The sequence below is a fragment of the Pseudomonas sp. FSL W5-0299 genome (assembly GCF_005930655.1).
In the GTDB taxonomy this organism is placed as follows: Bacteria; Pseudomonadota; Gammaproteobacteria; order Pseudomonadales; family Pseudomonadaceae; genus Aquipseudomonas; species Aquipseudomonas mandelii.
Window position 1 is genome coordinate 160,806 of record NZ_RXHX01000001.1, and the last position, 22,834, is coordinate 183,639.

The 22,834-nt window shown below is 60.0% G+C and carries 24 protein-coding genes; 16 read left to right on the plus strand and 8 right to left on the minus strand.

Annotated features, from left to right (window positions below; genetic code table 11):
• Nucleotides 1-100: 100 nt before the first annotated feature.
• Nucleotides 101-679 carry a DUF6436 domain-containing protein gene (locus FHL16_RS00770; RefSeq protein WP_077747189.1) on the minus strand — a complete coding sequence of 193 codons (579 nt, stop codon included), beginning with the start codon at nt 677-679 and terminating at the stop codon, nt 101-103.
• Between the two features lie 98 nt (nt 680-777).
• Between FHL16_RS00770 and FHL16_RS00775 the strand changes: the two genes are divergently transcribed.
• Nucleotides 778-1,725, plus strand: a complete 948-nt coding sequence (locus FHL16_RS00775) for an alpha/beta hydrolase (protein WP_077747190.1) — start codon at nt 778-780, stop codon at nt 1,723-1,725.
• Between the two features lie 50 nt (nt 1,726-1,775).
• Here FHL16_RS00775 and FHL16_RS00780 read toward each other — a convergent pair whose 3' ends face one another.
• Nucleotides 1,776-2,528, minus strand: a complete 753-nt coding sequence (locus FHL16_RS00780; RefSeq protein ID WP_010466707.1) for a DUF2059 domain-containing protein — start codon at nt 2,526-2,528, stop codon at nt 1,776-1,778.
• A 123-nt stretch (nt 2,529-2,651) separates the two neighbouring features.
• On the opposite strand from FHL16_RS00780, the gene FHL16_RS00785 reads away from it, so the two are divergent.
• Together FHL16_RS00785 and FHL16_RS00790 are read left to right on the plus strand one after the other, a co-directional pair.
• Nucleotides 2,652-3,284, plus strand: a complete 633-nt coding sequence (locus tag FHL16_RS00785; RefSeq protein WP_077747191.1) for a 2OG-Fe(II) oxygenase — start codon at nt 2,652-2,654, stop codon at nt 3,282-3,284.
• Between the two features lie 2 nt (nt 3,285-3,286).
• A complete protein-coding gene (locus FHL16_RS00790) occupies nt 3,287-3,772 on the plus strand; it encodes a DUF523 domain-containing protein (protein ID WP_077747192.1) in 486 nt (161 codons plus the stop codon).
• 53 nt (nt 3,773-3,825) lie between these two features.
• Here FHL16_RS00790 and FHL16_RS00795 read toward each other — a convergent pair whose 3' ends face one another.
• Entirely contained in the window at nt 3,826-4,410 is a 585-nt protein-coding gene (locus FHL16_RS00795) for a transporter substrate-binding domain-containing protein (RefSeq protein ID WP_010466713.1), read from the minus strand.
• A 136-nt stretch (nt 4,411-4,546) separates the two neighbouring features.
• Here FHL16_RS00795 and FHL16_RS00800 point away from each other — a divergent pair, with 136 nt between their 5' ends.
• Complete coding sequence (locus tag FHL16_RS00800) at nt 4,547-4,972, plus strand: DUF4399 domain-containing protein (RefSeq protein ID WP_077747193.1); 426 nt, start codon at nt 4,547-4,549, stop codon at nt 4,970-4,972.
• Between the two features lie 62 nt (nt 4,973-5,034).
• Here FHL16_RS00800 and serA read toward each other — a convergent pair whose 3' ends face one another.
• Nucleotides 5,035-6,264, minus strand: a complete 1,230-nt coding sequence (serA, locus tag FHL16_RS00805; protein WP_010466716.1) for a phosphoglycerate dehydrogenase — start codon at nt 6,262-6,264, stop codon at nt 5,035-5,037.
• Nucleotides 6,265-6,627: 363 nt separating this feature from the next.
• Between serA and FHL16_RS00815 the strand changes: the two genes are divergently transcribed.
• The 4 genes from FHL16_RS00815 (at nt 6,628) to FHL16_RS00830 (ending at nt 10,917) form a co-directional block, all read left to right on the plus strand.
• The gene (locus tag FHL16_RS00815) at nt 6,628-8,022 is read left to right on the plus strand and encodes an FAD-binding oxidoreductase (protein ID WP_010466719.1); all 1,395 of its coding nucleotides are present in this window, start codon (nt 6,628-6,630) and stop codon (nt 8,020-8,022) included.
• Nucleotides 8,023-8,044: 22 nt separating this feature from the next.
• Nucleotides 8,045-8,710: a fumarylacetoacetate hydrolase family protein gene (locus FHL16_RS00820; protein WP_010466720.1), complete on the plus strand. Its 666-nt coding sequence runs from the start codon at nt 8,045-8,047 to the stop codon at nt 8,708-8,710.
• Nucleotides 8,711-8,964: 254 nt separating this feature from the next.
• Nucleotides 8,965-9,894 (plus strand): SdiA-regulated domain-containing protein, encoded by a 930-nt coding sequence (locus FHL16_RS00825; protein WP_077747194.1) that lies wholly within the window; start codon nt 8,965-8,967, stop codon nt 9,892-9,894.
• 105 nt (nt 9,895-9,999) lie between these two features.
• Entirely contained in the window at nt 10,000-10,917 is a 918-nt protein-coding gene (locus FHL16_RS00830; protein WP_010466724.1) for an SdiA-regulated domain-containing protein, read from the plus strand.
• Between the two features lie 123 nt (nt 10,918-11,040).
• On the opposite strand, the gene rpiA is transcribed toward FHL16_RS00830, so the two are convergent.
• Nucleotides 11,041-11,712, minus strand: coding sequence for a ribose-5-phosphate isomerase RpiA (rpiA, locus tag FHL16_RS00835; RefSeq protein WP_010466726.1), 672 nt, complete (start codon nt 11,710-11,712; stop codon nt 11,041-11,043).
• 301 nt (nt 11,713-12,013) lie between these two features.
• Here rpiA and ilvA point away from each other — a divergent pair, with 301 nt between their 5' ends.
• Together ilvA and FHL16_RS00845 are read left to right on the plus strand one after the other, a co-directional pair.
• The gene (ilvA, locus tag FHL16_RS00840) at nt 12,014-13,528 is read left to right on the plus strand and encodes a threonine ammonia-lyase, biosynthetic (RefSeq protein ID WP_010466728.1); all 1,515 of its coding nucleotides are present in this window, start codon (nt 12,014-12,016) and stop codon (nt 13,526-13,528) included.
• Nucleotides 13,529-13,567: 39 nt separating this feature from the next.
• A complete protein-coding gene (locus FHL16_RS00845) occupies nt 13,568-13,993 on the plus strand; it encodes a DUF2269 domain-containing protein (RefSeq protein ID WP_077747195.1) in 426 nt (141 codons plus the stop codon).
• Nucleotides 13,994-14,113: 120 nt separating this feature from the next.
• Here FHL16_RS00845 and FHL16_RS00850 read toward each other — a convergent pair whose 3' ends face one another.
• Complete coding sequence (locus FHL16_RS00850) at nt 14,114-14,770, minus strand: histidinol-phosphatase (RefSeq protein ID WP_010466731.1); 657 nt, start codon at nt 14,768-14,770, stop codon at nt 14,114-14,116.
• A gap of 143 nt (nt 14,771-14,913) precedes the next feature.
• Between FHL16_RS00850 and FHL16_RS00855 the strand changes: the two genes are divergently transcribed.
• Nucleotides 14,914-15,393: an RNA pyrophosphohydrolase gene (locus FHL16_RS00855; protein ID WP_007945562.1), complete on the plus strand. Its 480-nt coding sequence runs from the start codon at nt 14,914-14,916 to the stop codon at nt 15,391-15,393.
• Between the two features lie 22 nt (nt 15,394-15,415).
• Nucleotides 15,416-17,695, plus strand: a complete 2,280-nt coding sequence (gene ptsP, locus FHL16_RS00860; RefSeq protein WP_010466735.1) for a phosphoenolpyruvate--protein phosphotransferase — start codon at nt 15,416-15,418, stop codon at nt 17,693-17,695.
• Nucleotides 17,696-17,798: 103 nt separating this feature from the next.
• On the opposite strand, the gene FHL16_RS00865 is transcribed toward ptsP, so the two are convergent.
• Nucleotides 17,799-18,545: an NRDE family protein gene (locus tag FHL16_RS00865; protein ID WP_077747196.1), complete on the minus strand. Its 747-nt coding sequence runs from the start codon at nt 18,543-18,545 to the stop codon at nt 17,799-17,801.
• A 134-nt stretch (nt 18,546-18,679) separates the two neighbouring features.
• On the opposite strand from FHL16_RS00865, the gene FHL16_RS00870 reads away from it, so the two are divergent.
• The 4 genes from FHL16_RS00870 (at nt 18,680) to FHL16_RS00885 (ending at nt 22,346) form a co-directional block, all read left to right on the plus strand.
• Nucleotides 18,680-19,462, plus strand: a complete 783-nt coding sequence (locus FHL16_RS00870) for a sulfite exporter TauE/SafE family protein (protein ID WP_077747197.1) — start codon at nt 18,680-18,682, stop codon at nt 19,460-19,462.
• Between the two features lie 76 nt (nt 19,463-19,538).
• On the plus strand, nt 19,539-20,345 hold the full coding sequence (lgt, locus tag FHL16_RS00875) for a prolipoprotein diacylglyceryl transferase (RefSeq protein ID WP_010466741.1): 807 nt from the start codon (nt 19,539-19,541) through the stop codon (nt 20,343-20,345).
• Nucleotides 20,346-20,393: 48 nt separating this feature from the next.
• Nucleotides 20,394-21,365, plus strand: coding sequence for a thymidylate synthase (locus tag FHL16_RS00880; RefSeq protein ID WP_077747198.1), 972 nt, complete (start codon nt 20,394-20,396; stop codon nt 21,363-21,365).
• A gap of 150 nt (nt 21,366-21,515) precedes the next feature.
• On the plus strand, nt 21,516-22,346 hold the full coding sequence (locus FHL16_RS00885) for a hypothetical protein (protein ID WP_077747199.1): 831 nt from the start codon (nt 21,516-21,518) through the stop codon (nt 22,344-22,346).
• 20 nt (nt 22,347-22,366) lie between these two features.
• Here FHL16_RS00885 and cadR read toward each other — a convergent pair whose 3' ends face one another.
• Nucleotides 22,367-22,816, minus strand: a complete 450-nt coding sequence (gene cadR, locus FHL16_RS00890) for a Cd(II)/Pb(II)-responsive transcriptional regulator (protein WP_010466748.1) — start codon at nt 22,814-22,816, stop codon at nt 22,367-22,369.
• Nucleotides 22,817-22,834: the final 18 nt, after the last annotated feature.

Here is a 22,834-nt window from a genome sequence, read left to right on the forward strand (position 1 = left end):
TGACTCCTTGTTCTTCGGGATTGCCGCCCGTGCGGGCTGCAAACATGTAGCACAGACCTTCTGTGCCGGGCATCGCGGTCCTGGAAAAGTCAGGATTGCCTTACTTCGCTTCCTCCGGCCAAGGGCAGTAGCAACCGACCGCCAGCGTATGGGTGGCACCCACCGGACGACCTTCGCTGAGTGCTTGCAGGATGGGCTCGATAAAGCTGTTGTTCGAATTGCAGGTCAGGCCTTCGCTATAAGGGCCGAAGTAGGCCAGTTTGCCGCTGCGGTCCCAGATCGCCACCGCCGGGCTGGCGGGGATCTGTTCGGAACCCGGGAGAACGGCGATGGTTTTCAGGCGGCTCAAGGTGCTGGGCAACTGACCGTGGCTGCCGGGTTTTTGGACCGCGTAAAACTCCACGCCCTGCGGTACGTATTGATCGACCAGTTCAGTCAGGTGTTGCTGGTTGCCGACATTGCACGGGCAGGCCGGGTCCCAGAAGTGCACCAGGCGTATGGCGCCGGGGCCGGCGAGGTCGGCGGGCAGGCGCAGCGGATCACCGGAAAATAACGCGGTGTGTGAACTGAAGGCGCGCAGGTAGCGCCCCTGAAACCAGTCATAGGCCGCCCACAAGACGCCGGCACACACGAGGGCGAGCAGGCTGGCAAGCAGTGTGGTGCGGTAGGCCGGGCGCATGGGTTTCAATCCTCGAAGGTCGGCTAGCTTGCCATGCTTGCCGCGACAGATGAATATCGCAGGCCCATAAAGTCTGTTTAACGCTCTGGAAATAGCTCATGTCTGCCACTTTCGACCCCGATCATTTGCGCGCCAGCCTGCGGCCATTGGCCGAATGGCAGCCGCTTTCGGTGGAGGCGCTGGCCTATCAGCGGTTTTACGGGCTGGATTTTCCGGGGCGAATGCTGCGCCGCGGATTGGGGCGTTTCGAGGTCGATGGCTATGAAGTGGTCAGCCAGGTCTGGTGGCCTGACCAGGCGAAGGCGACGCTGTTTATGTTCCATGGCTTCTACGACCACACCGGGCTCTACCGGCATGTGATCGAGTGGGCGCTGGATCAGGGCTTCGCAGTGATTGCCTGCGACTTGCCGGGGCATGGCCTGTCCAGTGGCGAGCGGGCGAGCATCAAGGATTTCGCCGAGTATCAGCACACCCTGGAAGGGTTGCTTGCCGAGGCGCAGTCGCTCGACCTCCCACAGCCATGGCACCTGTGCGGGCAAAGTACTGGCGGGGCGATCGTGATTGATCATGTACTTAACCACGGTGCAGACAGTCCGGCCCAGGGTCAGGTGATACTGCTGTCACCGCTGGTTCGGCCGCGCGCCTGGGGCTGGTCGCAGCTCAGTTATTACCTGCTCAAGCCTTTCGTGAACGGCATTGCCCGGCGCTTCAGCGAGAATTCCAACGACCCTGAGTTCCTGTCGTTCCTGCAAGCCGATCCGTTGCAAGCGCTGCGACTGCCAACGGCGTGGGTCGGTGCGTTGGCGCGGTGGATCAAGCGAATCGAGGCGGCACCGAACAGTGCACGGCGACCGCTGATTGTGCAGGGGCAGTCGGACATGACGGTGGATTGGGAGCATAACCTTGAGGTGTTGAAGGCCAAGTTTGATCGGCCGCAGGTATTGATGCTGCCGGAGGCGCGGCATCATCTGGCGAATGAGACGGTTGGGTTGCGGCGGGAGTATTTCGGGTTTTTGACCAAGCGGATCAAGGGTCGGAATCTTTAGCGCAAGTGAGGGCCTCATCGCGGGCAAGTCGGTGTATCAGGCGCTAAAGATTACTGACTGAGATTCGCCGGATCCTGCCCCACCGCCAACCCCGCCCGAATGGCTGCCAGCGCTGCCTGGTAATACGCCTTGCCCTCGGTGGACTCGGCAAACGTGGCGAACTCTTCCAGTTCTTCATCCGACAGATCGCGATACACATACAACAGCGTGTTGTTCAGATCAGCACCAATCTGTTCCATCAAACGCTGGCGCTGTCCGTTCAACACCCCTTGCGCCTGACCGCCACCGAGCAACCCCGGGATCATCGAACTCAGGCTGTCAGCCGCGACACCGGCGATCGCCAGGCTGACTTCCGCACCAGCCTCGCGAGCGGGCAGGGCCTGGGCCAGGTGGCCGATGATCAGCAGACGGCTGTCACTGGCCTGAATCTTCGGCAAACCCTTGGCGTTTTTCGCCAGTTGATCGCGACGGGTCGCCAGCAATTCGGCGGCGACGATTTTCTTGCCCAGGGGCGATTGAAAGAAGGTCAGCGCCGGTTGCGGATCGGCGAGGCTTTTGCGCAATTGAGCTTCGGCGCGCTGGTCCACGGCCTGGGAGGCGAAACGTTGATTGCTGTTGTTCACCAAGGCTTGAAACACCGCCGGTGGCAGGCTGTTCTGGTAGCGCTGCTGAGCGGCAGAGAGGGCGTCGTTAAAATGCGCGCGCTGATCTGGCCAACCGGCGACCTTGTACAACTGGTCGTGGCCGTCTGCCCAAGCGGGCAACACACAGAGCATCAGCAATGAAAAAAACAAACGGCGCATAGGGACTCCTGTCAGCAGGCGACTATTCTCCGTGCGGCTTTCGTACTTGTCGAGAATTCGTATCAGTAATCCGACAAATCCTCCGCCGCGCGGCTCTGTCGGATTTGCAGGCACAGGAATACTATGCGCGCCATGCAAATATCCTCTGATCACCCGCTGCTGTTACGTATCGTCGACGACCTGGCCGAGCGCGGCTGGTCGCAGCAGAATATTTTCCTGCCTCTGGGTCTGACCCGGGAACTGGCGGCTGAGTGCCGTAAACGTGCAGCCGAGGGCGAATTGGCCCCGGCGGCCGTGGGGCGAGGGCCGACGTCGGAGATTCGCGAGGGGATCCGCGGCGACCACATCCAGTGGATCGAGCCCGGCCAGGCGTTGGCGTGCGACAGTTACCTGAGCTTGATGGACAGCCTGCGCGAGGCGATGAATCGCGGGTTGTACCTGGGCCTGGAAGATTTCGAAAGCCATTTCGCCCTGTACCCGCCCGATGCGTTTTACCTCAAGCATGTCGATCGTTTTCGGGATGACGACCGGCGCATGGTTTCGGCGGTGATCTACCTCAATGACGGCTGGCTGCCCGAGCACGGAGGCCAGTTGCGCATGTACCTGGAGGACGGCGTCGAACACGACGTGGTGCCCACTGGCGGATGCCTGGTGGTGTTTCTGTCAGGCGAGGTGCCTCACGAAGTCCTGCCCGCGACCCGGGATCGCCTGTCATTGACAGGCTGGTTCCGGCGCCGCGGTAACGAGCCGTTCTGATCATGCAGAAGATTCTGGTAAGCCGCTGCCTGCTGGGCCATCGCGTGCGTTACGACGGCGGGGCGAGCGGGCCGTTCGATCAGCTTCAACAGTGGCTCGATGAAGGTCGCGTGGTGCCGTTGTGCCCGGAGGTTGCCGGTGGTTTGCCAATACCCAGGGCCGCAGCGGAAATTCCGGGCGGGCAGGGCGGTGAAGTGCTGGATGGCCACGCCTCCGTCATCACTACCGAGGGTGAGGACGTCAGCGCCGAGTTTCTCTCGGGGGCTTATCAGGCGCTGGAGTTGGTGCGAAAGCACGGCATCCGCATCGCCGTGCTCAAGGCCAACAGCCCGTCGTGCGGGAACTTGCTGACGTATGACGGGAGCTTCAGCGGTGTGAAGGTCAGCGGCGAGGGGGTGACGGCGGCGTTGCTCAAGCGCCATGGTGTGCAAGTCTTCAGTGAGTTGGAGCTGGCCGAAGCGTCCGCTGCATTGACCGCGCAAGACTAACCACCTTCACACCCTGCAGGCTCACTCCTACAGGGTTGGTCGTCAGTCCGGGATCAGGGTTTGGGCGCCACACTCGCATCCGCCCCAAACCACTTCTGCTCCAGCGCCTCCAGTCGACCATCCGCCTTGATCCGCTTCAACGCAGCTTCCAGGCTGGCGTGAAACGCCGGGTTACCCTTCTGAAACGGAATCGCCAAATCCACAGCCGGGGCGGTTTTCGGCTTTTCTTCCGTCAGCGACTGCACCAACAGGATCGAACGCGGCTCTTCTTTCTGCGCGATCAATTGCGCATTGGTTTGAATGTAAGGCTCGGTGAAGTCGAAACGATCCTTGAGATCCGGGGTCATTGCTATGTGGTTGATGGCGATGTCGTACTTGCCGGTTTCAACGCCGGACAACAGGTCGCTGGAATCGGTCACGACGAAGTCGGCCCGCACGTCCAGTTCGTTGGCCAGCTGTTGGCCCAATTCCACTTCGAAGCCGGTGAGTTTGCCCTCGTCCTTGAAATTGAAGGGGGGTGTATTAGCCTCAAGGGCAATACGCAGTTCGCCCCGATCGTTTACATCGTCAATCAGTTCGGCATGGGCCAAAGGGCTCAAAAGGGGTAGCAGGCAGATCAGGCCAGGCAAAAAGCGCATGGTCACTCCTTTGAATACATTTATCGCGATGCTCTGATTCAGGCTCGCTTTGCTATGGTTGTCGAGGTCCTTCGACAACAAATGGCCGTGAAGTTGTCTCGGCCACGCGGATTTTACGGAAAAACTGGAGAAGAGAATGAAAACGTTTATGTCACGAGCAGCATTGGCTGGGCTGCTGCTGAGTGCTTCGATGCTGGCAACGGCTGCGACTCCGGCGCCCAAGGGTGCAGAAGTGTTTATCGTATCTCCCGCAGACGGCGCCACTGTCCCGGAAACCTTCACCGTCAAATTCGGCGTCAAGGACATCGCCCTGGCACCGGCCGGGGATGTCACCAAGAACACCGGTCACCACCACTTGCTGATCGATGTCGACAAACTGCCGGCCGCCGGCGCACCGATTCCGCTGGATGCCAACCACATGCACTTCGGCAAGGCGCAGACCCAGGCCGAAATCAAACTGGCCCCGGGCAAACACACCTTGCAGCTTGAGCTGGGCGACAGCGGACACATGCCGTTCGATCCGCCCATCGTGTCGAAGAAGATCACCGTCAACGTCAAATGACACAGTAGCGCGCATGAAAAAGGAGCCCCGAAGGGCTCCTTTTTTTGTCACTCAAGTCGCTATCAGAACAACACGCGGCAACGAATAGTGCCGTTGATGTGCTGCAGTTTCTCCTGGGCGATTTCCGAGTAATCGGCGTCTACGTCGATGACCACGTAGCCGACTTTCTCGTTGGTCTGCAGGAACTGACCGGAGATGTTGATGCCGTTTTCGGCGAAGACCTTGTTGATCTCGCTCATCACACCCGGAATGTTCTGGTGGATGTGCAGCAGGCGGTGCTTGCCAGGGTGAGCCGGCAGGGCCACTTCCGGGAAGTTCACGGACGACACCGAGGTGCCGTTGTCGCTGTACTTGACCAGTTTTTCTGCCACTTCCAGACCGATGTTGGCCTGCGCCTCGGCGGTGGAACCACCGATGTGCGGGGTCAGGATCACGTTGTCCAGGCCACGCAGCGGGCTTTCGAACTCTTCGTCGTTGGAGCGTGGCTCCACCGGGAACACGTCGATGGCCGCGCCGATCAGGTGCTTGTCCTTGATCGCGTCCGCCAGGGCGTCCAGTTCGACCACGGTGCCGCGTGCGGCGTTGATCAGAATGCCGCCCTTCTTGATGGCGCGGATTTCCTTCTCGCCGATCATCCACTGGGTCGCCGCGGTTTCCGGAACGTGCAGGGTAACGATGTCGGACATGCCCAGCAGCTCGGTCAGGTTACCGACCTGGGTTGCATTGCCCAATGGCAGCTTGGTCACGGTGTCGTAGAAGTACACCTGCATGCCCAGGCCTTCCGCCAGGACCGACAATTGCGTGCCGATCGAGCCGTAACCGACGATGCCCAGCTTCTTGCCGCGGATCTCGAAGGAGTTGGCCGCGCTCTTGATCCAGCCGCCACGGTGGCAGGATGCGTTTTTCTCAGGAATGCCGCGCAGCAACAGGATCGCTTCGGCCAGCACCAGCTCGGCAACGGAGCGAGTGTTGGAGTACGGGGCGTTGAACACCGCGATGCCGCGTTCGCGCGCCGCGTTCAGGTCGACCTGGTTGGTGCCGATGCAGAAACACCCCACAGCCACGAGCTTCTTCGCGTGATCGAAGATCTCTTCGGTCAGTTGAGTGCGAGAGCGAATGCCGATGAAGTGCGCATCAGCGATCTTTTCCTTCAGCTGGGCTTCCGGCAGAGAACCAGTGAGGTACTCGATGCTGGTGTAGCCCGCCGACTTGAGGACGTCGACAGCCGATTGGTGGACGCCTTCGAGAAGAAGGAACTTGATCTTGCTCTTATCGAGAGAAGTCTTGCTCATCTGCGTAAACCTGTATCCCGGAGAAAAATGGCAGGAAATAGTCAGGGTGCCCTGTCTTATACGTACTGATCCTTTTTGACGGCGTCTGTTGCCGTCATGCTGCGTTGCCGCTCCTCGCCATAGCGGGCTATGACTCGTCGCGGCGCCTTACCTGACGACAACAGCCACTCGTCAAAAGAGGATCGTACGTATAAAACAGGGCACATAACGCTGACCCGGACGGCAGGAAAGCCGTCACCGCAGAATAGCCGTTGGGCACTACCCTGCGGGGTCGGTATGCTAGCATACGCACCCCGCTAAACACTCATTCCTGCGACGTGAAGCGTTCTCAGGATGACCATGAATTGTTCGAGAGTTCTGTCGATGACCAATCCTGCCCTGATTGATGAGCTGAAGACCCTGGTTGAGCCTGGCAAGGTGTTGACCGACGCCGACTCCCTGAATACTTATGGCAAGGATTGGACCAAGCATTTCGCCCCGGCCCCGACCGCCATCGTGTTCCCCAAGACCACCGAGCAGGTCCAGGCCATTGTCCGTTGGGCCAACACGCACAAGGTGGCGCTGGTGCCGTCCGGCGGTCGTACCGGTCTTTCCGCCGCTGCGGTGGCGGCCAATGGTGAAGTGGTCGTGTCGTTCGACTACATGAACCAGATTCTCGACGTGAACCTGACCGACCGCACGGCGGTGTGCCAGCCAGGCGTGGTCACCGAGCATCTGCAGAACGTGGCTGAAGAAAAAGGCCTGTATTACCCGGTGGATTTTGCGTCGGCGGGTTCGAGCCAGATTGGCGGCAATATCGGCACCAATGCCGGCGGAATCAAGGTGATTCGCTACGGCATGACCCGCAACTGGGTAGCCGGCATGAAAGTCGTCACCGGCAAGGGCGATCTGCTGGAACTGAACCGCGACCTGATCAAGAACGCCACCGGCTACGACCTGCGTCAGCTGTTCATCGGCGCCGAAGGCACCCTCGGTTTTGTCGTCGAAGCGACCATGCGCCTGGACCGCGCGCCGAAAAACCTCACCGCGATGGTCCTCGGCACCGCCGATTTCGACTCGATCATGCCGGTGCTGCACGCGTTCCAGAGCAAACTCGACCTGACCGCCTTCGAGTTCTTCTCCGACAAGGCCCTGGCCAAGGTCATGGCCCGCGGCGACGTGCCGGCGGCGTTTGAAACCGATTGCCCGTTCTACGCGCTGCTGGAATTCGAAGCGACCACCGAAGAAGTGGCCAACCACGCCCTGGAAACCTTTGAGCACTGCGTCGAGCAGGGCTGGGTGCTGGACGGCGTCATGAGCCAGAGCGAAACCCAGCTGCAGAACCTGTGGAAACTACGCGAATACATTTCCGAAACCATTTCCCACTGGACGCCATACAAGAACGACATTTCGGTCACCGTGTCGAAAGTCCCGGCATTCCTGAAGGAAATCGACGCGATTGTCGGCGAACACTACCCGGATTTCGAAATCGTCTGGTTCGGCCACATCGGCGACGGCAACCTGCACTTGAACATCCTCAAGCCGGAAAACCTGAGCAAGGACGAGTTCTTCGCCAAGTGTGCCACCGTCAACAAGTGGGTGTTCGAAACGGTCGAGAAGTACAACGGCTCGATTTCCGCCGAACACGGCGTGGGCATGACCAAGCGTGATTACTTGACCTACAGCCGCTCGCCGGTCGAGATCGAGTACATGAAAGCCGTCAAGGCGGTGTTCGACCCGAACGGCATCATGAACCCGGGCAAAATCTTCGCTGTTTGAATCAACGGAACAGGAGTCGGTAATGAGCTATCAGCACCAGTATGTCGACGGTACGCGTATTCACTTCCCGCTGGGGAAAGTGGTGTGCATCGGCCGTAACTACGCCGAACACGCCAAGGAACTGGACAATCCGGTGCCTACCGAGCCGCTGCTGTTCATCAAGCCAGGCAGTTGCGTGGTGCCGCTGGAAGGCGGTTTCAGCATTCCGACCGAGCGCGGTTCGGTGCATTACGAAGCGGAAATCGCGGTGTTGATCGGCAAGCCGTTGTCGACCAAGCCAAGCCGTGAAGAAGTGCTGGATGCGATTTCCGGTTTCGCCCCGGCCCTGGACCTGACGTTGCGCGACAAGCAGGCCGAGCTGAAATCCAAGGGCCTGCCGTGGGAAATCGCCAAGTCCTTCGACGGCGCGGCGGTGATTGCGCCGTTCGTGTCCGGCAGCACCTTTGCCGACCTGACTGACATCGGCATTCGCCTGACCATCAATGGCGAAGTGCGCCAGGATGGCAACAGCAGCGCCATGCTCAACCCGATCGTGCCGATGATCCAGCACATGGCCGGTTGCTTCTCGCTGCAGGCCGGGGACGTGATCCTGACCGGCACGCCAGTGGGCGTTGGCCCGCTGAATGTCGGTGATGAACTGGTGATCGAACTGTCCGGCGCGAGCAGTTTCACCAGCAGCGTCCGTTAACCCAAACACCGCAAAACCCTGTAGGCGTGAGCCTGCTCGCGATACCGGCCTGTCATTCGACATCTCTGTTGACTGACACGCCCTCATCGCGAGCAGGCTCGCTCCGACATCGGTTTGTGGTGGCCCGCAGAAGGGCAATCCCGCCATTTCCCGTTTTTTTCACATCTTGTCTGGATAATTCCGCGGATTCCGGCGTCTGAGCCGGTCCCAATTGTGCTATTACCCGTAGCCTGAATTTCTGGAACGCATCCTGAATGGCCACCCGACCGCTGCCCACTGTCAAAACTGCCCGCCGCTCGCGCTTTGTCATGCGTTGGTATTCCTGGCTTTTGCTGGTGGCCGTCGCCGTTTATGGCCTCGCCTTTGCGATGCATTGGGACGATCGCGGTGTGCTCTGGCTGCATGAGCGTTTTGAAAGCCCGGCCGAGCGTCAGGAAAGTATCTGGCTACCGGATTACCGCGCAGTGATCGACGCCAAGCTGCTGCCGGGCATGGAGAAGGACGAAGCGTCGGACCTGGCCTACAACCCGCACACCAAAACCCTGTTTTCGGTCATGGGCAAAAACCCGTTCCTCGTTGAGCTGACCCTGCAAGGCGATGTCCTGCGCAAGATGCCGCTGGTGGGCTGGAGCAACCCTGAAGGCCTGACCATGATGGGCAATGGTCTGCTGGCCATCGTCGATGAGCGTGAGCAAATGCTCTCCATCGTCAAGGTCGATGCCGACACGCGTGAACTGAACATCGCCAACTTCCCTAAATACGACCTCGGCCCTTCGAAAGACCAGAACAAGGCCTTCGAAGCCATCGTCTATGACACGCGCAATCAGCAAATCCTCCTGGGTGAGGAACGCCCGCCGGCGCTGTTCAACTGGAAAAGCGACGGCAGCCAGACCCTCAAGGGCGACAAGCAGAAACTCGCCAATGACGAACTGGACATCCGCAACCTCTCGGGACTGGCCATCGACCCGCGCACAGGCCACACCCTGGTGCTGTCCGCCGATTCCCACTTGTTGCTGGAACTGGACGAGAAGGGCGAGCAGGTCAGCTTCATGACCTTGCTGGGCGGCTTCAACGGCTTGAAGAAGACCATTCCCCGTGCCGAAGGAGTGACCATGGACGAGGCGGGCACGCTGTACATGGTGAGTGAGCCGAACCTGTTCTACCGTTTCGAAAAGCAGAAATAGGCGCTCAGAATCCAGGCGTTGTGGTCAAAGGCAACTGGCCATTAAGCTTGAATTCATACAGGCGTGATATTTCATCCGCCTGTTTCTGTTTCCGAGCCCGCCTGAATGCGTCGACTTGCCCGTCCCAAACCCCTTATTTTGATCCTGACAGTCATTGCACTGGTCGCGCTGATTGCGGTTGGCCAATACATGCGTCTGTTCGAGCGCGCCTGGTTCAACCTGCACACCCTCTGGCAACCTTTAAGCAGCGAGTCCATCGGCCTGGATCAATACCGGGTGGAGATCGAAGCCCGGGTCATTGACGGGCTGAACGACGACGTGTCGGCGCTGACCTTCGATCCGGTGCGCAAAAGCCTGTTTACCGTCACCAACAAAAACGCCGAGCTGATCGAGCTGTCGCTGGACGGGCGGATCGTCCGACGCATTTCGCTGGTCGGCTTCGGTGATCCGGAGGCGGTGGAGTTCATCAGCGCCGACACATACGTGATCACCGATGAACGCCAGCAGCGGCTGATCAAGATTCATCTGGATAAGGACACGACGTTCCTCGACGCGGCGGACGCCGAGCAGATGACTCTCGGCGTGCACATGAGCGGCAACAAGGGTTTCGAAGGCCTGGCTTACGATTCGGTGGGCAAGCGCCTGTTCGTCGCCAAGGAGCGCGACCCGATGCTGATCTACGAAGTGCAGGGCTTCCCGCATTACAACCCGGAGAAATCCTACGCGGTGCACGTGGTCAACAACCCCAAGCGCGATGCCGGGATGTTCGTGCGAGACCTGTCGAGCCTGCAATACGACGAGCGCAGCGGCCATTTGCTGGCGCTGTCCGACGAGTCGCGGCTGATTCTGGAACTGGATGTGGACGGGCGACCGCTGAGCACCATGTCGCTGAGCAAGGGGCGACAGGGGTTGCAGAAGACCGTGCCGCAAGCGGAAGGCATCGCCATGGATGACGATGGCACGATGTACCTGGTGAGCGAGCCGAACCTGTTCTACGTCTTCAAAAAACCAGCGCAGAACTAACAAACACCGCAAAACCTATTGTAGGAGCGAAGCTTGCTCGCGAAGAGGCCGTAACAATCGACAGAGATGTTGAATGTGACGGCCTCTTCGCGAGCAAGCTTCGCTCCTACTGGGAGTGCGGGGTCAGGCCTTGAGGGTTTTCACGCCTTCGCTAGTGCCCAGCAGCAACAAATCCGCCGGACGCGCCGCGAACAAACCATTGGTGACCACGCCCACAATGGCGTTGATCTGCGCCTCCAGCTCCACCGGGTTGGTGATCTGCATGTTGAACACGTCGAGGATGATGTTGCCGTTGTCGGTCAACACGCCTTCACGGTAGACCGGGTCGCCGCCGAGCTTCACCAGCTCGCGGGCCACATGGCTGCGGGCCATCGGGATCACTTCGACCGGCAGCGGGAACGCGCCGAGCACCGGCACCAGTTTGCTGGCGTCGGCGATGCAGATGAAGGTCTTGGCCACGGCCGCGACAATTTTCTCGCGAGTCAGGGCCGCGCCGCCGCCCTTGATCAAGTTCAGGTGCTCGTCGCTTTCATCGGCGCCGTCGACATAAAACTCCAGGTCGCTGACGGTGTTCAGCTCATACACCGGAATGCCGTGGCCCTTGAGGCGAGCGGCGGTGGCTTCGGAGCTGGCGACCGCGCCGTCAAACGCGCCTTTGTGCTTGGCCAGGGCGTCGATGAAGCAGTTGGCGGTGGAGCCGGTGCCGACCCCGACAATGCTCTTGTCGTCGAGTTTCGGGAGGATGAAGTCGACGGCGGCCTGAGCCACTGCCTGTTTGAGTTGATCCTGGGTCATGCGGGCTCCGAGGTGCCGAAGGAGGGAACGAAAGGCCAGCATTATAGGCCTCGGGGCAGGGAAGGTCATTGCCCGATTGGCAGGCCCCGACCTTTACCTGTAGGAGCGAGGCTTGCCCGCGAAAGCGATCGTACCGCCAACATTTATGTTGGATGTGACGGCCTCTTCGCGGGCAAGCCTTGCTCCCACAGGTTCATGATCCCTTCCATGGACGGTAAAACCACCTGTTTAGTGTGGTCGTCCGGCCGAAAGCCGGGTTAGACTCCTTGGCCCTGCCCAACCCGCTCAGTGATGCTTTCCGATGCTCGAACAGTACGTCAAAAAGATCCTCACCTCGCGCGTTTATGACGTTGCCGTAGAAACCCCGTTGCAGACTGCTCGCCAGCTCTCCGAGCGCCTGGGCAATTCCATTTGGCTCAAGCGTGAAGACTTGCAGCCGGTGTTCTCGTTCAAGATTCGCGGCGCCTACAACAAGTTGACGCAGTTGAGCGATGAAGAGCGCGCTCGCGGTGTGGTCACCGCCTCGGCGGGCAACCACGCGCAGGGCCTGGCCCTGGCGGCAAAAGTGCTGGGCGTGAAAGCCACCATCGTCATGCCCAAGACCACCCCGGAAATCAAGGTCGAAGGCGTACGCTCCCGTGGCGGCAAAGTCGTGCTGCACGGCGATTCGTTCCCGGAAGCCCTGGCCTACTCGCTCAAACTGGTCGACGAAAAAGGCTACGTCTACATTCACCCTTACGACGATCCCCACACTATTGCCGGGCAGGGCACCGTGGCGATGGAGATTCTGCGCCAGCACCCCGGGCGTCTGGATGCGATCTTCGTTCCGGTGGGCGGCGGCGGGTTGATCGCCGGGATCGCGGCGTATGTGAAATACCTGCGCCCTGAAATCAAAATCATCGGCGTCGAACCGGACGATTCCAACTGCCTGCAAGCGGCCATGGCGGCCGGCGAGCGCGTGGTGCTGCCGACCGTGGGCCTGTTCGCCGATGGTGTCGCGGTGGCGCAGATCGGTCAGCACACCTTCGATATCTGCAAAGACTACGTCGATGAAGTGATCACCGTCAGCACCGACGAAATCTGCGCGGCGATCAAGGACATCTACGACGATACCCGCTCGATCACCGAACCTGCCGGCGCCTTGGGCGTGGCCGGGATCAAGAAGTACGTCGAGCAACGCGGTGTCACCGGGCACACCTTTGTCGCCATCGATTCCGGCGCCAACGTCAACTTCGACCGCTTGCGCCACGTTGCCGAGCGCGCCGAGCTGGGCGAGGGCCGCGAAGCCATCATCGCCGTGACCATTCCCGAGAAACCGGGCAGCTTCAAGGCGTTCTGCGAAGCCATCGGCAAGCGCCAGATCACCGAATTCAACTACCGCTACAACACTGGCAGCGAAGCGCATATCTTCGTCGGCGTGCAGACGCATCCGGAAACCGACCCGCGCAGTGCGCTGATCGCCAGCCTCAGCGAGCAGGGTTTCCCGGTGCTGGACCTGACCGATAACGAACTGGCCAAGTTGCACATACGTCACATGGTCGGTGGCCGCGCGGCCCAGGTCGTCGATGAAGTGGTGCTGCGCTTTGAATTCCCGGAACGTCCGGGTGCGCTGTTCAACTTCCTCAACAAGCTCGGCGGGCGCTGGAACATCTCGATGTTCCACTACCGCAACCACGGCGCGGCGGATGGCCGTGTGGTCGCGGGCTTGCAAGTGCCTCACGACGAACGTCATCTGGTTCCTGCGGCGCTTGAGGAAATCGGTTACCCGTACTGGGATGAAAGCGACAATCCGGCCTATCAGCTGTTTCTCGGCTGAGCGGCTACGCTGATGGGCAGTCTCTAAGGAAGTCGAACAATGGAAACGTTAACCGCCCTGAAAATGGCGCACACCGCGGCGACGGCAATATTGTTGGGCTGTGCGCTGGGCTTGGGGATATGGTTTTGGCAAACGCGGCGTCGGGGTGATGCGACTGCTGCAGCGCGCACGTTGCAACGGCCTCGGGTGTTCGTTTGGCTGTTGATGGGCCTGGCGCTGCTGAGCATGCCATTCACCGGCTGGTGGATGGTGCATCTGGTGGGCTGGCCGTTGGGGCAGACGTGGTTGCTCGCGTCGAGTGTGCTTTACACCCTGGCAGCGTTGGGGTGGTTCTGGTTGTTGGTGCGGCTGAACAAGCTGCGTACTGCGCCGGGCGGCAGCGGCAAGTTCACCTTTGCTCTCGCGCTGTTCAGCTTTGTCTGCTTTATCGCCATCGCGGGGTTGATGGGCGCCAAGCCGGTTTAAGGCTTGAAACCGAGGCGATCCCTTCGCGGGCAAGCCTCGCTCCTACAGGTGATGTGTCGAGTCTGTAGTCGGCTACCACCACAAATCCTGTAGGAGCGAGGCTTGCCCGCGAAAGCAATTTCAGTCGCGCAACGAAATTACCGGCCAGCCACGCTGCTCGGCCTCGGCGCGCAAATTCGGATCAGGATCGACCGCCACCGGATTCGCCACTTGCTCCAGCAACGCAAAATCATTCATCGAGTCGCTGTAGAAATAGCTGTCTTCCAGCGAATGCCCGGTCTCTTCCAGCCAACGATTCAACCGCGTGACCTTGCCTTCGCGGAAGCACGGAACATCGGTGCTGCGCCCGGTATAACGGCCATCAACCATCTCGCATTCCGTGGCGATCAGGGTTTCAACCCCCAGACGCTGGGCAATCGGCCCGGTGACGAAGCGGTTAGTCGCGGTGATGATCACCAATTTGTCGCCAGCCTCGCGGTGCTTGGCCAGCAAATCGATAGCCTTGGGCAGCACAATCGGCTCAATGCAATCGCGCATGTAATCCAGGTGCCATTGATCCAATGTGGCCATCTCGGTGCGGCCGAGGACTTCCAGGCAAAAGTTCAGATAAGCATCGTTATCCAGCTTGCCGGCCAGGTAATCCTGGTAGAACTCGTCGTTGCGTGCCTTGTAGGCGACGGCATCGAGGAAGCCGCGCTCGCACAGGTAATCGCCCCAGGCGTGGTCACTGTCGCCGCCCAAAAGCGTGTTGTCCAAGTCGAATAAAGCCAGCCGCATTGCAGTTACTCGCTGAAAAGTCTGTAGAAAGGCGTCCAGAATACGGACTTTTCACAAGAGTGCACATAAGGTAGGTCGGCTCGTTGCTGCCTTCACAACCTTTGTGGAACAATGCGGCGACATGCGTTTGCGAGGTTGTTGCCGTGATCGACCCCGATGGTTTCCGCCCCAATGTCGGGATCATTCTCACGAATGATGCCGGACAGGTGCTATGGGCTCGCCGTATCAATCAAGATGCCTGGCAGTTTCCACAGGGCGGGATCAACCCCCAGGAGACGCCGGAAGACGCCTTGTACCGCGAGTTGAACGAAGAAGTGGGTCTTGAGCGCGAAGATGTTGAAATTCTCGCCTGCACCCGGGGCTGGTTGCGCTATCGTTTGCCGCAACGTCTGGTCAGAACACACAGCCAACCGCTGTGCATCGGCCAGAAACAGAAATGGTTTCTCCTGCGCCTGATCTCCAACGAGCAGCGGGTGCGGATGGATTTGACCGGTAAACCGGAGTTCGATGGCTGGCGCTGGGTCAGTTATTGGTATCCGTTGGGCCAGGTGGTGACATTCAAGCGCGAGGTGTATCGACGCGCTCTCAAAGAGCTTGCCCCGCGCCTTTTAACGCGCGACTGACGACGGAGTTCGACCCCGAGCCATGCTCAATACGCTGCGCAAGATCGTCCAGGAAGTTAACTCCGCCAAGGATCTCAAGGCGGCGTTGGGGATTATTGTGTTGCGCGTCAAAGAGGCCATGGGCAGCCAGGTCTGCTCGGTCTACCTGCTTGACCCCGAGACCAACCGCTTCGTGCTGATGGCGACCGAGGGCTTGAACAAGCGCTCGATCGGCAAAGTCAGCATGGCACCCAACGAAGGTCTGGTTGGCCTGGTCGGCACGCGTGAAGAACCCCTGAACCTCGAAAACGCCGCGGATCACCCGCGCTACCGCTACTTCGCCGAGACGGGCGAGGAGCGCTACGCCTCCTTCCTCGGGGCGCCGATCATTCACCACCGCCGCGTCGTCGGCGTGTTGGTCATTCAGCAAAAAGAACGCCGCCAGTTCGATGAAGGTGAAGAAGCCTTCCTCGTGACCATGAGCGCGCAGCTCGCCGGCGTTATCGCCCACGCCGAAGCCACCGGTTCGATCCGTGGCCTGGGTCGTCAGGGCAAAGGCATCCAGGAAGCCAAGTTCGTCGGTGTACCGGGTTCGCCGGGTGCGGCGGTCGGGACCGCGGTGGTCATGCTGCCGCCGGCCGACCTGGACGTGGTGCCCGACAAGACCATCTCCGATATCGCCGCCGAACTCGGGCTGTTCAAGACCGCCATCGAAGGCGTTCGCGCCGACATGCGTGCCTTGTCCGCCAAATTGGCCTCGCAGCTGCGCCCCGAAGAGCGGGCCTTGTTCGACGTCTACCTGATGATGCTCGCCGACGAAGCGCTGGGCAACGAAGTGACCACGGTGATCAAGACCGGTCAGTGGGCCCAGGGTGCGTTGCGTCAGGTGGTCACCGAGCACGTCAACCGTTTCGAATTGATGGACGACGCGTACCTGCGTGAGCGCGCCTCGGACGTCAAGGACCTTGGCCGCCGTTTGCTCGCCTACTTGCAGGAAGAGCGTCAGCAGAATCTGGTCTATCCGGAAAAAACCATTCTGGTCAGTGAAGAACTGACGCCGGCCATGCTCGGCGAGGTGCCGGAAGGCACGCTGGTCGGTCTGGTCTCGGTCCTCGGTTCGGGTAACTCCCACGTCGCGATCCTCGCCCGGGCGATGGGCATCCCGACGGTGATGGGCCTGGTCGACCTGCCCTATGCCAAGGTCGACGGCATCGAATTGATCGTCGATGGTAATCGTGGCGAGGTCTACACCAACCCCAGCGACGTGCTGCGCAAGCAGTTCGCCGAAGTGGTGGAAGAAGAGAAACAGCTGGCGCTGGGTCTCGACTCTTTGCGCGACTTGCCGTGCGTGACCCTCGATGGCCACCGCATGCCGCTGTGGGTCAACACCGGTCTGCTGGCGGACGTGGCGCGAGCGCAGAAGCGTGGTGCCGAAGGGGTCGGTCTGTACCGCACCGAAGTGCCGTTCATGATCAACCAAAGGTTCCCGAGCGAAAAGGAGCAGCTGGCGATCTACCGCGAGCAACTCGCCGCGTTCCATCCGCAACCGGTCACCATGCGTAGCCTGGACATCGGCGGCGACAAGTCGCTGTCGTACTTCCCGATCAAGGAAGACAACCCGTTCCTCGGCTGGCGCGGCATTCGCGTTACCCTCGACCACCCGGAAATCTTCCTGGTGCAGACCCGCGCCATGCTCAAGGCCAGCGAAGGCTTGAACAACCTGCGGATTCTGCTGCCAATGATCTCCGGCACCCATGAACTCGAAGAAGCCCTGCACCTGATTCACCGGGCATGGGGCGAAGTCCGCGACGAAGGCACCGACGTGCCAATGCCGCCGATTGGCGTGATGATCGAGATTCCGGCGGCGGTGTATCAGACCAAGGAACTGGCGCGGCAGGTGGACTTCCTGTCGGTCGGCTCCAACGACCTGACTCAATACCTGCTCGCGGTGGACCGGAACAACCCGCGTGTAGCCGACCTTTACGACTATCTGCACCCGGCGGTGCTGCAAGCGTTGCAGAACGTGGTGCGTGATGCCCACGCCGAAGGCAAGCCTGTGAGCATTTGCGGCGAGATGGCCGGTGACCCGGCGGCGGCGGTGCTGTTGATGGCGATGGGCTTCGACAGCCTGTCGATGAACGCCACCAACCTGCCGAAAGTGAAGTGGATGCTGCGTCAGATCAACCTGAGCAAGGCCCAGGAATTGCTGGCCGAACTGATGACCATCGACAACCCGCAAGTGATCCACAGCTCGCTGCAATTGGCGCTGAAAAACCTTGGGTTGGCGCGAATGGTCAATCCGGCTGTGGTCAAGGCTCTCTAAAAGGCTGATGGCCCCTTCGCGGGCAAGCCTCGCTTACAGGGATTACCTGACCCTTGTAGGAGCGAGGCTTGCCCGCGAAGACGTCCTCGAACACTCCAAAAATCTAAACCCAGATCTCCACTTCCCCCCAATGCCCCCCATACGGCCCGAAACTCCGTTCGACCATCCGCCGCGTCCCATCCGCCTGAACAATCAACGCCGTACTCGCACGCGTCCCATAAGTCGGACTGGCAATAAACACACTCGACAGCAACGTCTCGGTCGCCAACCCCACCCCGGTATCCGGCAACTCGGCGAAGGGTGCGGTCTGCGGATCATTCAGCAACGCCAGTAACGCCTCTGGCTGCGGATCCTCCAGCACTTCCTCCAGCGCCGCCCGTGCCTTGAGCAATTTCGGCCACGGCGTATCCAGCCCGGCATTCGACAGCCCATAAACCCCAGGCGCCAGCATCACCGCCTCAGACTCCCGCGCATTGAAGTGCCACAGCTCGTTGGCATTGCCGATCAGCAGATTAAATCCGGCATATTCCAGCGAACGTCCGACAACGTCGCTTAAGTAATCATTAATTGGCATATTGCCCAAGAGAAAACCCGCCACCAACTCACCTCGGGATTTTCGCGATGGCGACTGATTCGGATCACGAATATTGGTCAGCGCAGCAAAACGCCCATTGGCACCAATACCGAGCCAGGTGCCGCCGGCTTCGAGGTCGAGACCCGCGTAGACATGCGGTGCGTGCGGCCATTGCGCCAGGGGCTGGCTGGGCCGGGCATAGAACTCGTCGCGGTTGGCCGCCACGATCAGCGGCTGGGCGTGACCCGGTCGCCAGGCAAAAACAATCAGGCACATAAGGTGGTCCTTGTGTGTTTTTTGCTCACTCTACGCAGTCGTCGCCTGTCGTTCCATTGCCATCCGCAGTGGAGCCCGAGGCCACGCATCCGTTACCATGCCGCTCCGGTTTTGCCTAAGCATTGGGATCGTCCATGGAATTTCTGCTCTATCTGGCGCTGGGCGCCTGCGCAGGCGTGCTGGCCGGGCTGTTCGGGGTAGGTGGCGGGATCATCATCGTCCCGGTGCTGGTGTTCAGTTTCACCTTGCAGGGCTTCGACGCCTCGATCCTGACCCACCTGGCGGTCGGCACGTCCCTGGCAACGATCATCTTTACGTCGGTCAATGCCGTCCGCGAACATCATCGTCGTGGCGCCGTGCGTTGGCCGATATTCGTGTGGATGACCGTCGGAATTCTGATGGGTGCCGGTTTCGGGGCGCTGACGGCCGAAGCGATCTCCGGCCCGAATCTGCAGAAAATCATCGGTGTGTTTGCGCTGATCATCGCCGCGCAACTGGCGCTGGACGTCAAACCCAAGGCCAGTCGAACGGTGCCCGGCAAACTCGGTCTCACCGTGGCCGGCAGTGTGATTGGCTGGGCCTCGGCGATTTTCGGCATTGGCGGCGGCTCGTTGACCGTGCCGTTCCTGACCTGGCGCAGCGTGCCGATGCAGCAAGCCGTGGCGACTTCGTCGGCTTGCGGCCTGCCCATCGCCTTGGCCAGTGCATCAAGTTTCATGATTCTGGGCTGGCACGATCCCTTGCTGCCGGCCCATAGTCTCGGTTTTATCTATTTGCCGGCGCTGCTGGGGATTGCCCTGACCAGCATGGTGTTCGCCCGTCTCGGTGCGCGACTGGCCCACAGGCTGTCGCCAAAGTTGCTGAAAAGGCTGTTCGCGGCTTTGCTGTTCTGCGTAGGCCTGAGCTTCCTGCTCTAGCTCGCAATGCTGGCTTAATCCTGAGGTGGCAGCGTCGCCCGGGAATTCTGGTTTCAACTTTCAACAAGGAGTCGCAATGCTGCCTTACCCGCAGATCGACCCGGTGGCCCTGGCCATCGGTCCGCTGAAAATCCACTGGTACGGTCTGATGTACCTGATCGGCATCGGCGGCGCCTGGCTGCTGGCATCGCGCCGGCTCAACCGTTTCGACCCGACCTGGACCAAGGAAAAGCTTTCCGACATGGTCTTCTGGATGTCGATGGGCGTTATCGTCGGCGGCCGCCTGGGCTATGTGCTGTTCTACGATCTGAACGCTTATCTGGCCAACCCGACACTGATTTTCGAAGTGTGGAAGGGCGGCATGTCGTTCCATGGCGGCTTCATCGGCGTGATGTTGGCCGCGTTGTGGTTCGGCAAGAAGAACAACAAGTCGTTCTTCCAGCTGATGGATTTCGTCGCGCCGATGGTGCCGATCGGCCTGGGTGCCGGGCGCATCGGTAACTTCATCAACGCCGAGTTGTGGGGTAAGGCGACCGACGTGCCGTGGGCGATGATCTTCCCGACCGATCCGGCGCAACTGGCGCGTCACCCGTCGCAGCTGTACCAGTTCGCGCTCGAAGGCGTGGCTCTGTTTGCCATTCTCTGGCTGTTCTCGCGCAAGCCGCGGCCGACCATGGCGGTGTCCGGGATGTTTGCCCTGTTCTACGGCATCTTCCGTTTCATCGTGGAGTTTGTCCGCGTACCGGACGCGCAACTGGGCTATCTGGCCTGGAACTGGCTGACTATGGGCCAAGTGCTCTGCGTACCGATGATCGTTGGCGGGCTGTTCCTGATCTGGCTGGCGTATCACCGCGCCCCGGCGACTCCAGCGGCTGCCGTATAAATTCGAATCCCGGGGTGACGGCCCCGGGTTCAAGGACACAGGTAATTCATGAAGCAATATCTCGAACTGGTCGCCCACGTCATCAAGAACGGCACCAAGCAAGCCAACCGCACCGGCGTGAACACCATCAGCTTTCCGGGCGCGATGCTGCGTTATGACCTGAAAGAAGGTTTCCCGGCGATCACCACGCGCAAGATGGCCTTCAAATCGGCCATCGGCGAGATGTGTGGTTTCCTGCGTGGCGTGAACAACGCCGCCGAATTCCGCGCGCTGGGCTGCAAGGTCTGGGATCAGAACGCCAACGAAAACGCGCAGTGGCTGGCCAATCCGTTCCGTCAGGGTGAAGACGACCTTGGCGAAATCTACGGCGTGCAATGGCGCAAATGGCCGGCGTACAAGCAGATTCCGGTCAGCAATCAGGCCGCTATCGAACAGACCCTGAGCCAGGGTTATCGTCAGATCGCCGAAGGCGAGGAAGACGGTCAGGCCTATGTCGTTCTGTACAAGGCGATCGACCAGATCCGCCAGTGCGTCGACACCATCATCAAGGACCCGGGCAGCCGCCGCATTCTGTTCCACGGCTGGAACGTCGCCCAACTCGATGAAATGGCTTTGCCGCCGTGCCACCTGCTGTACCAGTTCCACCCGAATGTCGAGACCAGGGAAATCTCCCTGACGCTCTACATCCGCTCCAACGACCTGGGCCTGGGCACGCCGTTCAACCTCACCGAAGGCGCCGCGTTGCTGAGCCTGATCGGCCGACTGACCGGCTACACACCGCGCTGGTTCACCTATTTCATCGGTGATGCCCACGTTTACGAAAACCATTTGGACATGCTCAACGAACAGCTCAAGCGCGAGCCGTTCCCTATGCCGAAACTGGTGATCAGTGACCGTGTGCCGGAGTTTGCCAAGACCGGCTTGTATCAGCCGGAGTGGCTGGAGTTGATCGAGCCGAGCGATTTCTCGCTTGAGGGGTATCAGCATCACGCGCCGATGACGGCACCGATGGCCGTCTGATTGTTTGACGGGCAGGGCTGTTTTATTAGAAAAGGTTCTACCTGACTGTCATTTCTGCCAGTAGGCGAATAAATGAGAGGGTGTTTGACTGATCACGAGGCCATCAGGCCGTGGTCAGCAACACCCTCTTTTTATTTCAGGAGCCTTGTCATGAATAACACTGCGGCCGGTGGAACGGACGGCTTTTCGGAGCGACATTTCGGTACAAACCCTCTAAGGAGCGGATTGACAGGAGCACCGTTCGTTGGCTGTGAAAGCCAGTCGGGGCTCTTTCATTTCATTCCGGGCCTCGATCCATGGGGATGCGTGGTGCCCATGGAGGTTTTCACCGGCGCACCGATCTTCGTCGATTCACTTCGAGTGGTCGTGGCGGTAAACGATAGAGAATTTCAGATCGGCGATCAGGTTCGAGTGCAATGGGCGGCGTTTGGCGGTTCGGGGGGCAATTATCAGTCGCAGCCGCAGTCCGTACAGAGTTTTATGCCGTTGCATTTTGTTGTGCCCGACGACACGGCAAGGCAGTTTGAAGGAGACCGGGTCGAGGTCATTTTTGTCATCGAAAGAGGCGGGGGCGCTATACCTTCTGCATCGTTGCTGATGACCTTCGCCCCGGCACTGATGCAAACCGGTCCGGTCTCTATTGAGGGTGTATCTGAAGGCGTTCTGGAGATTGACCCACATCCCGATGGCGTCGTTCTGACCATTCCGCGGATTGAAAACCTGCGAACAAACAACGCCATTGAAATGCTCTGGATAAGTAGCGCGAATGGCGGGCAGGGCGGAGCCTGGAGAGACTATCAGCGCAAGTTGACGGTCAATCCCGATTCACCCCTCAAGTTTCGGATTGAGCCCTCTGTCTATCAAAAGCACCGGGGTGAGACCGTTCACCTGCGCTGCAGTCTTTTTCTGGGCTCGGGCATGGTCCCGGGCATCGGTTACGGCATGGGGCATCGAGGCATATTGGAATTCAAGTTGATCTAGTCGCTGATGTGGCGATGGGGCTAATGCCCATGACTCCTGCCGACATGGGAATGCTCAACTTCCGTCGCCACCACCCCGCCACTCACTTCCAGCCGCTGCAAAATCCCGCACTGATCAATGTCCGGGCCCTCGCCACAGCGTTGGCGCAGGTCGAGCAGTTGCGTCTGTAACGCCATCAATCCGTCGATCCGCGCTTTCACGTGATGAATGTGCTCGTCGATCAACGCGTTCACGCTTTCGCACTGATCCTGCGGACTGTCGCGCAGGGCCAGCAGGCTGCGGATCTCTTCCAGGGTCATGTCGAGCGTGCGGCAGTTGCGGATGAAGGTCAGGCGTTCGGCGTGGGCCTGAGTGTAGACCCGGTAGTTGCCGTCGCTGCGGGCGGGCTCCGGCAGCAGGTTTTCGCGCTCGTAGTAGCGGATGGTTTCGACGGCGCAGTCGGTGAGCTTCGCCAGTTCTCCAATCTTCATGACAGCAATCTCCAAAAG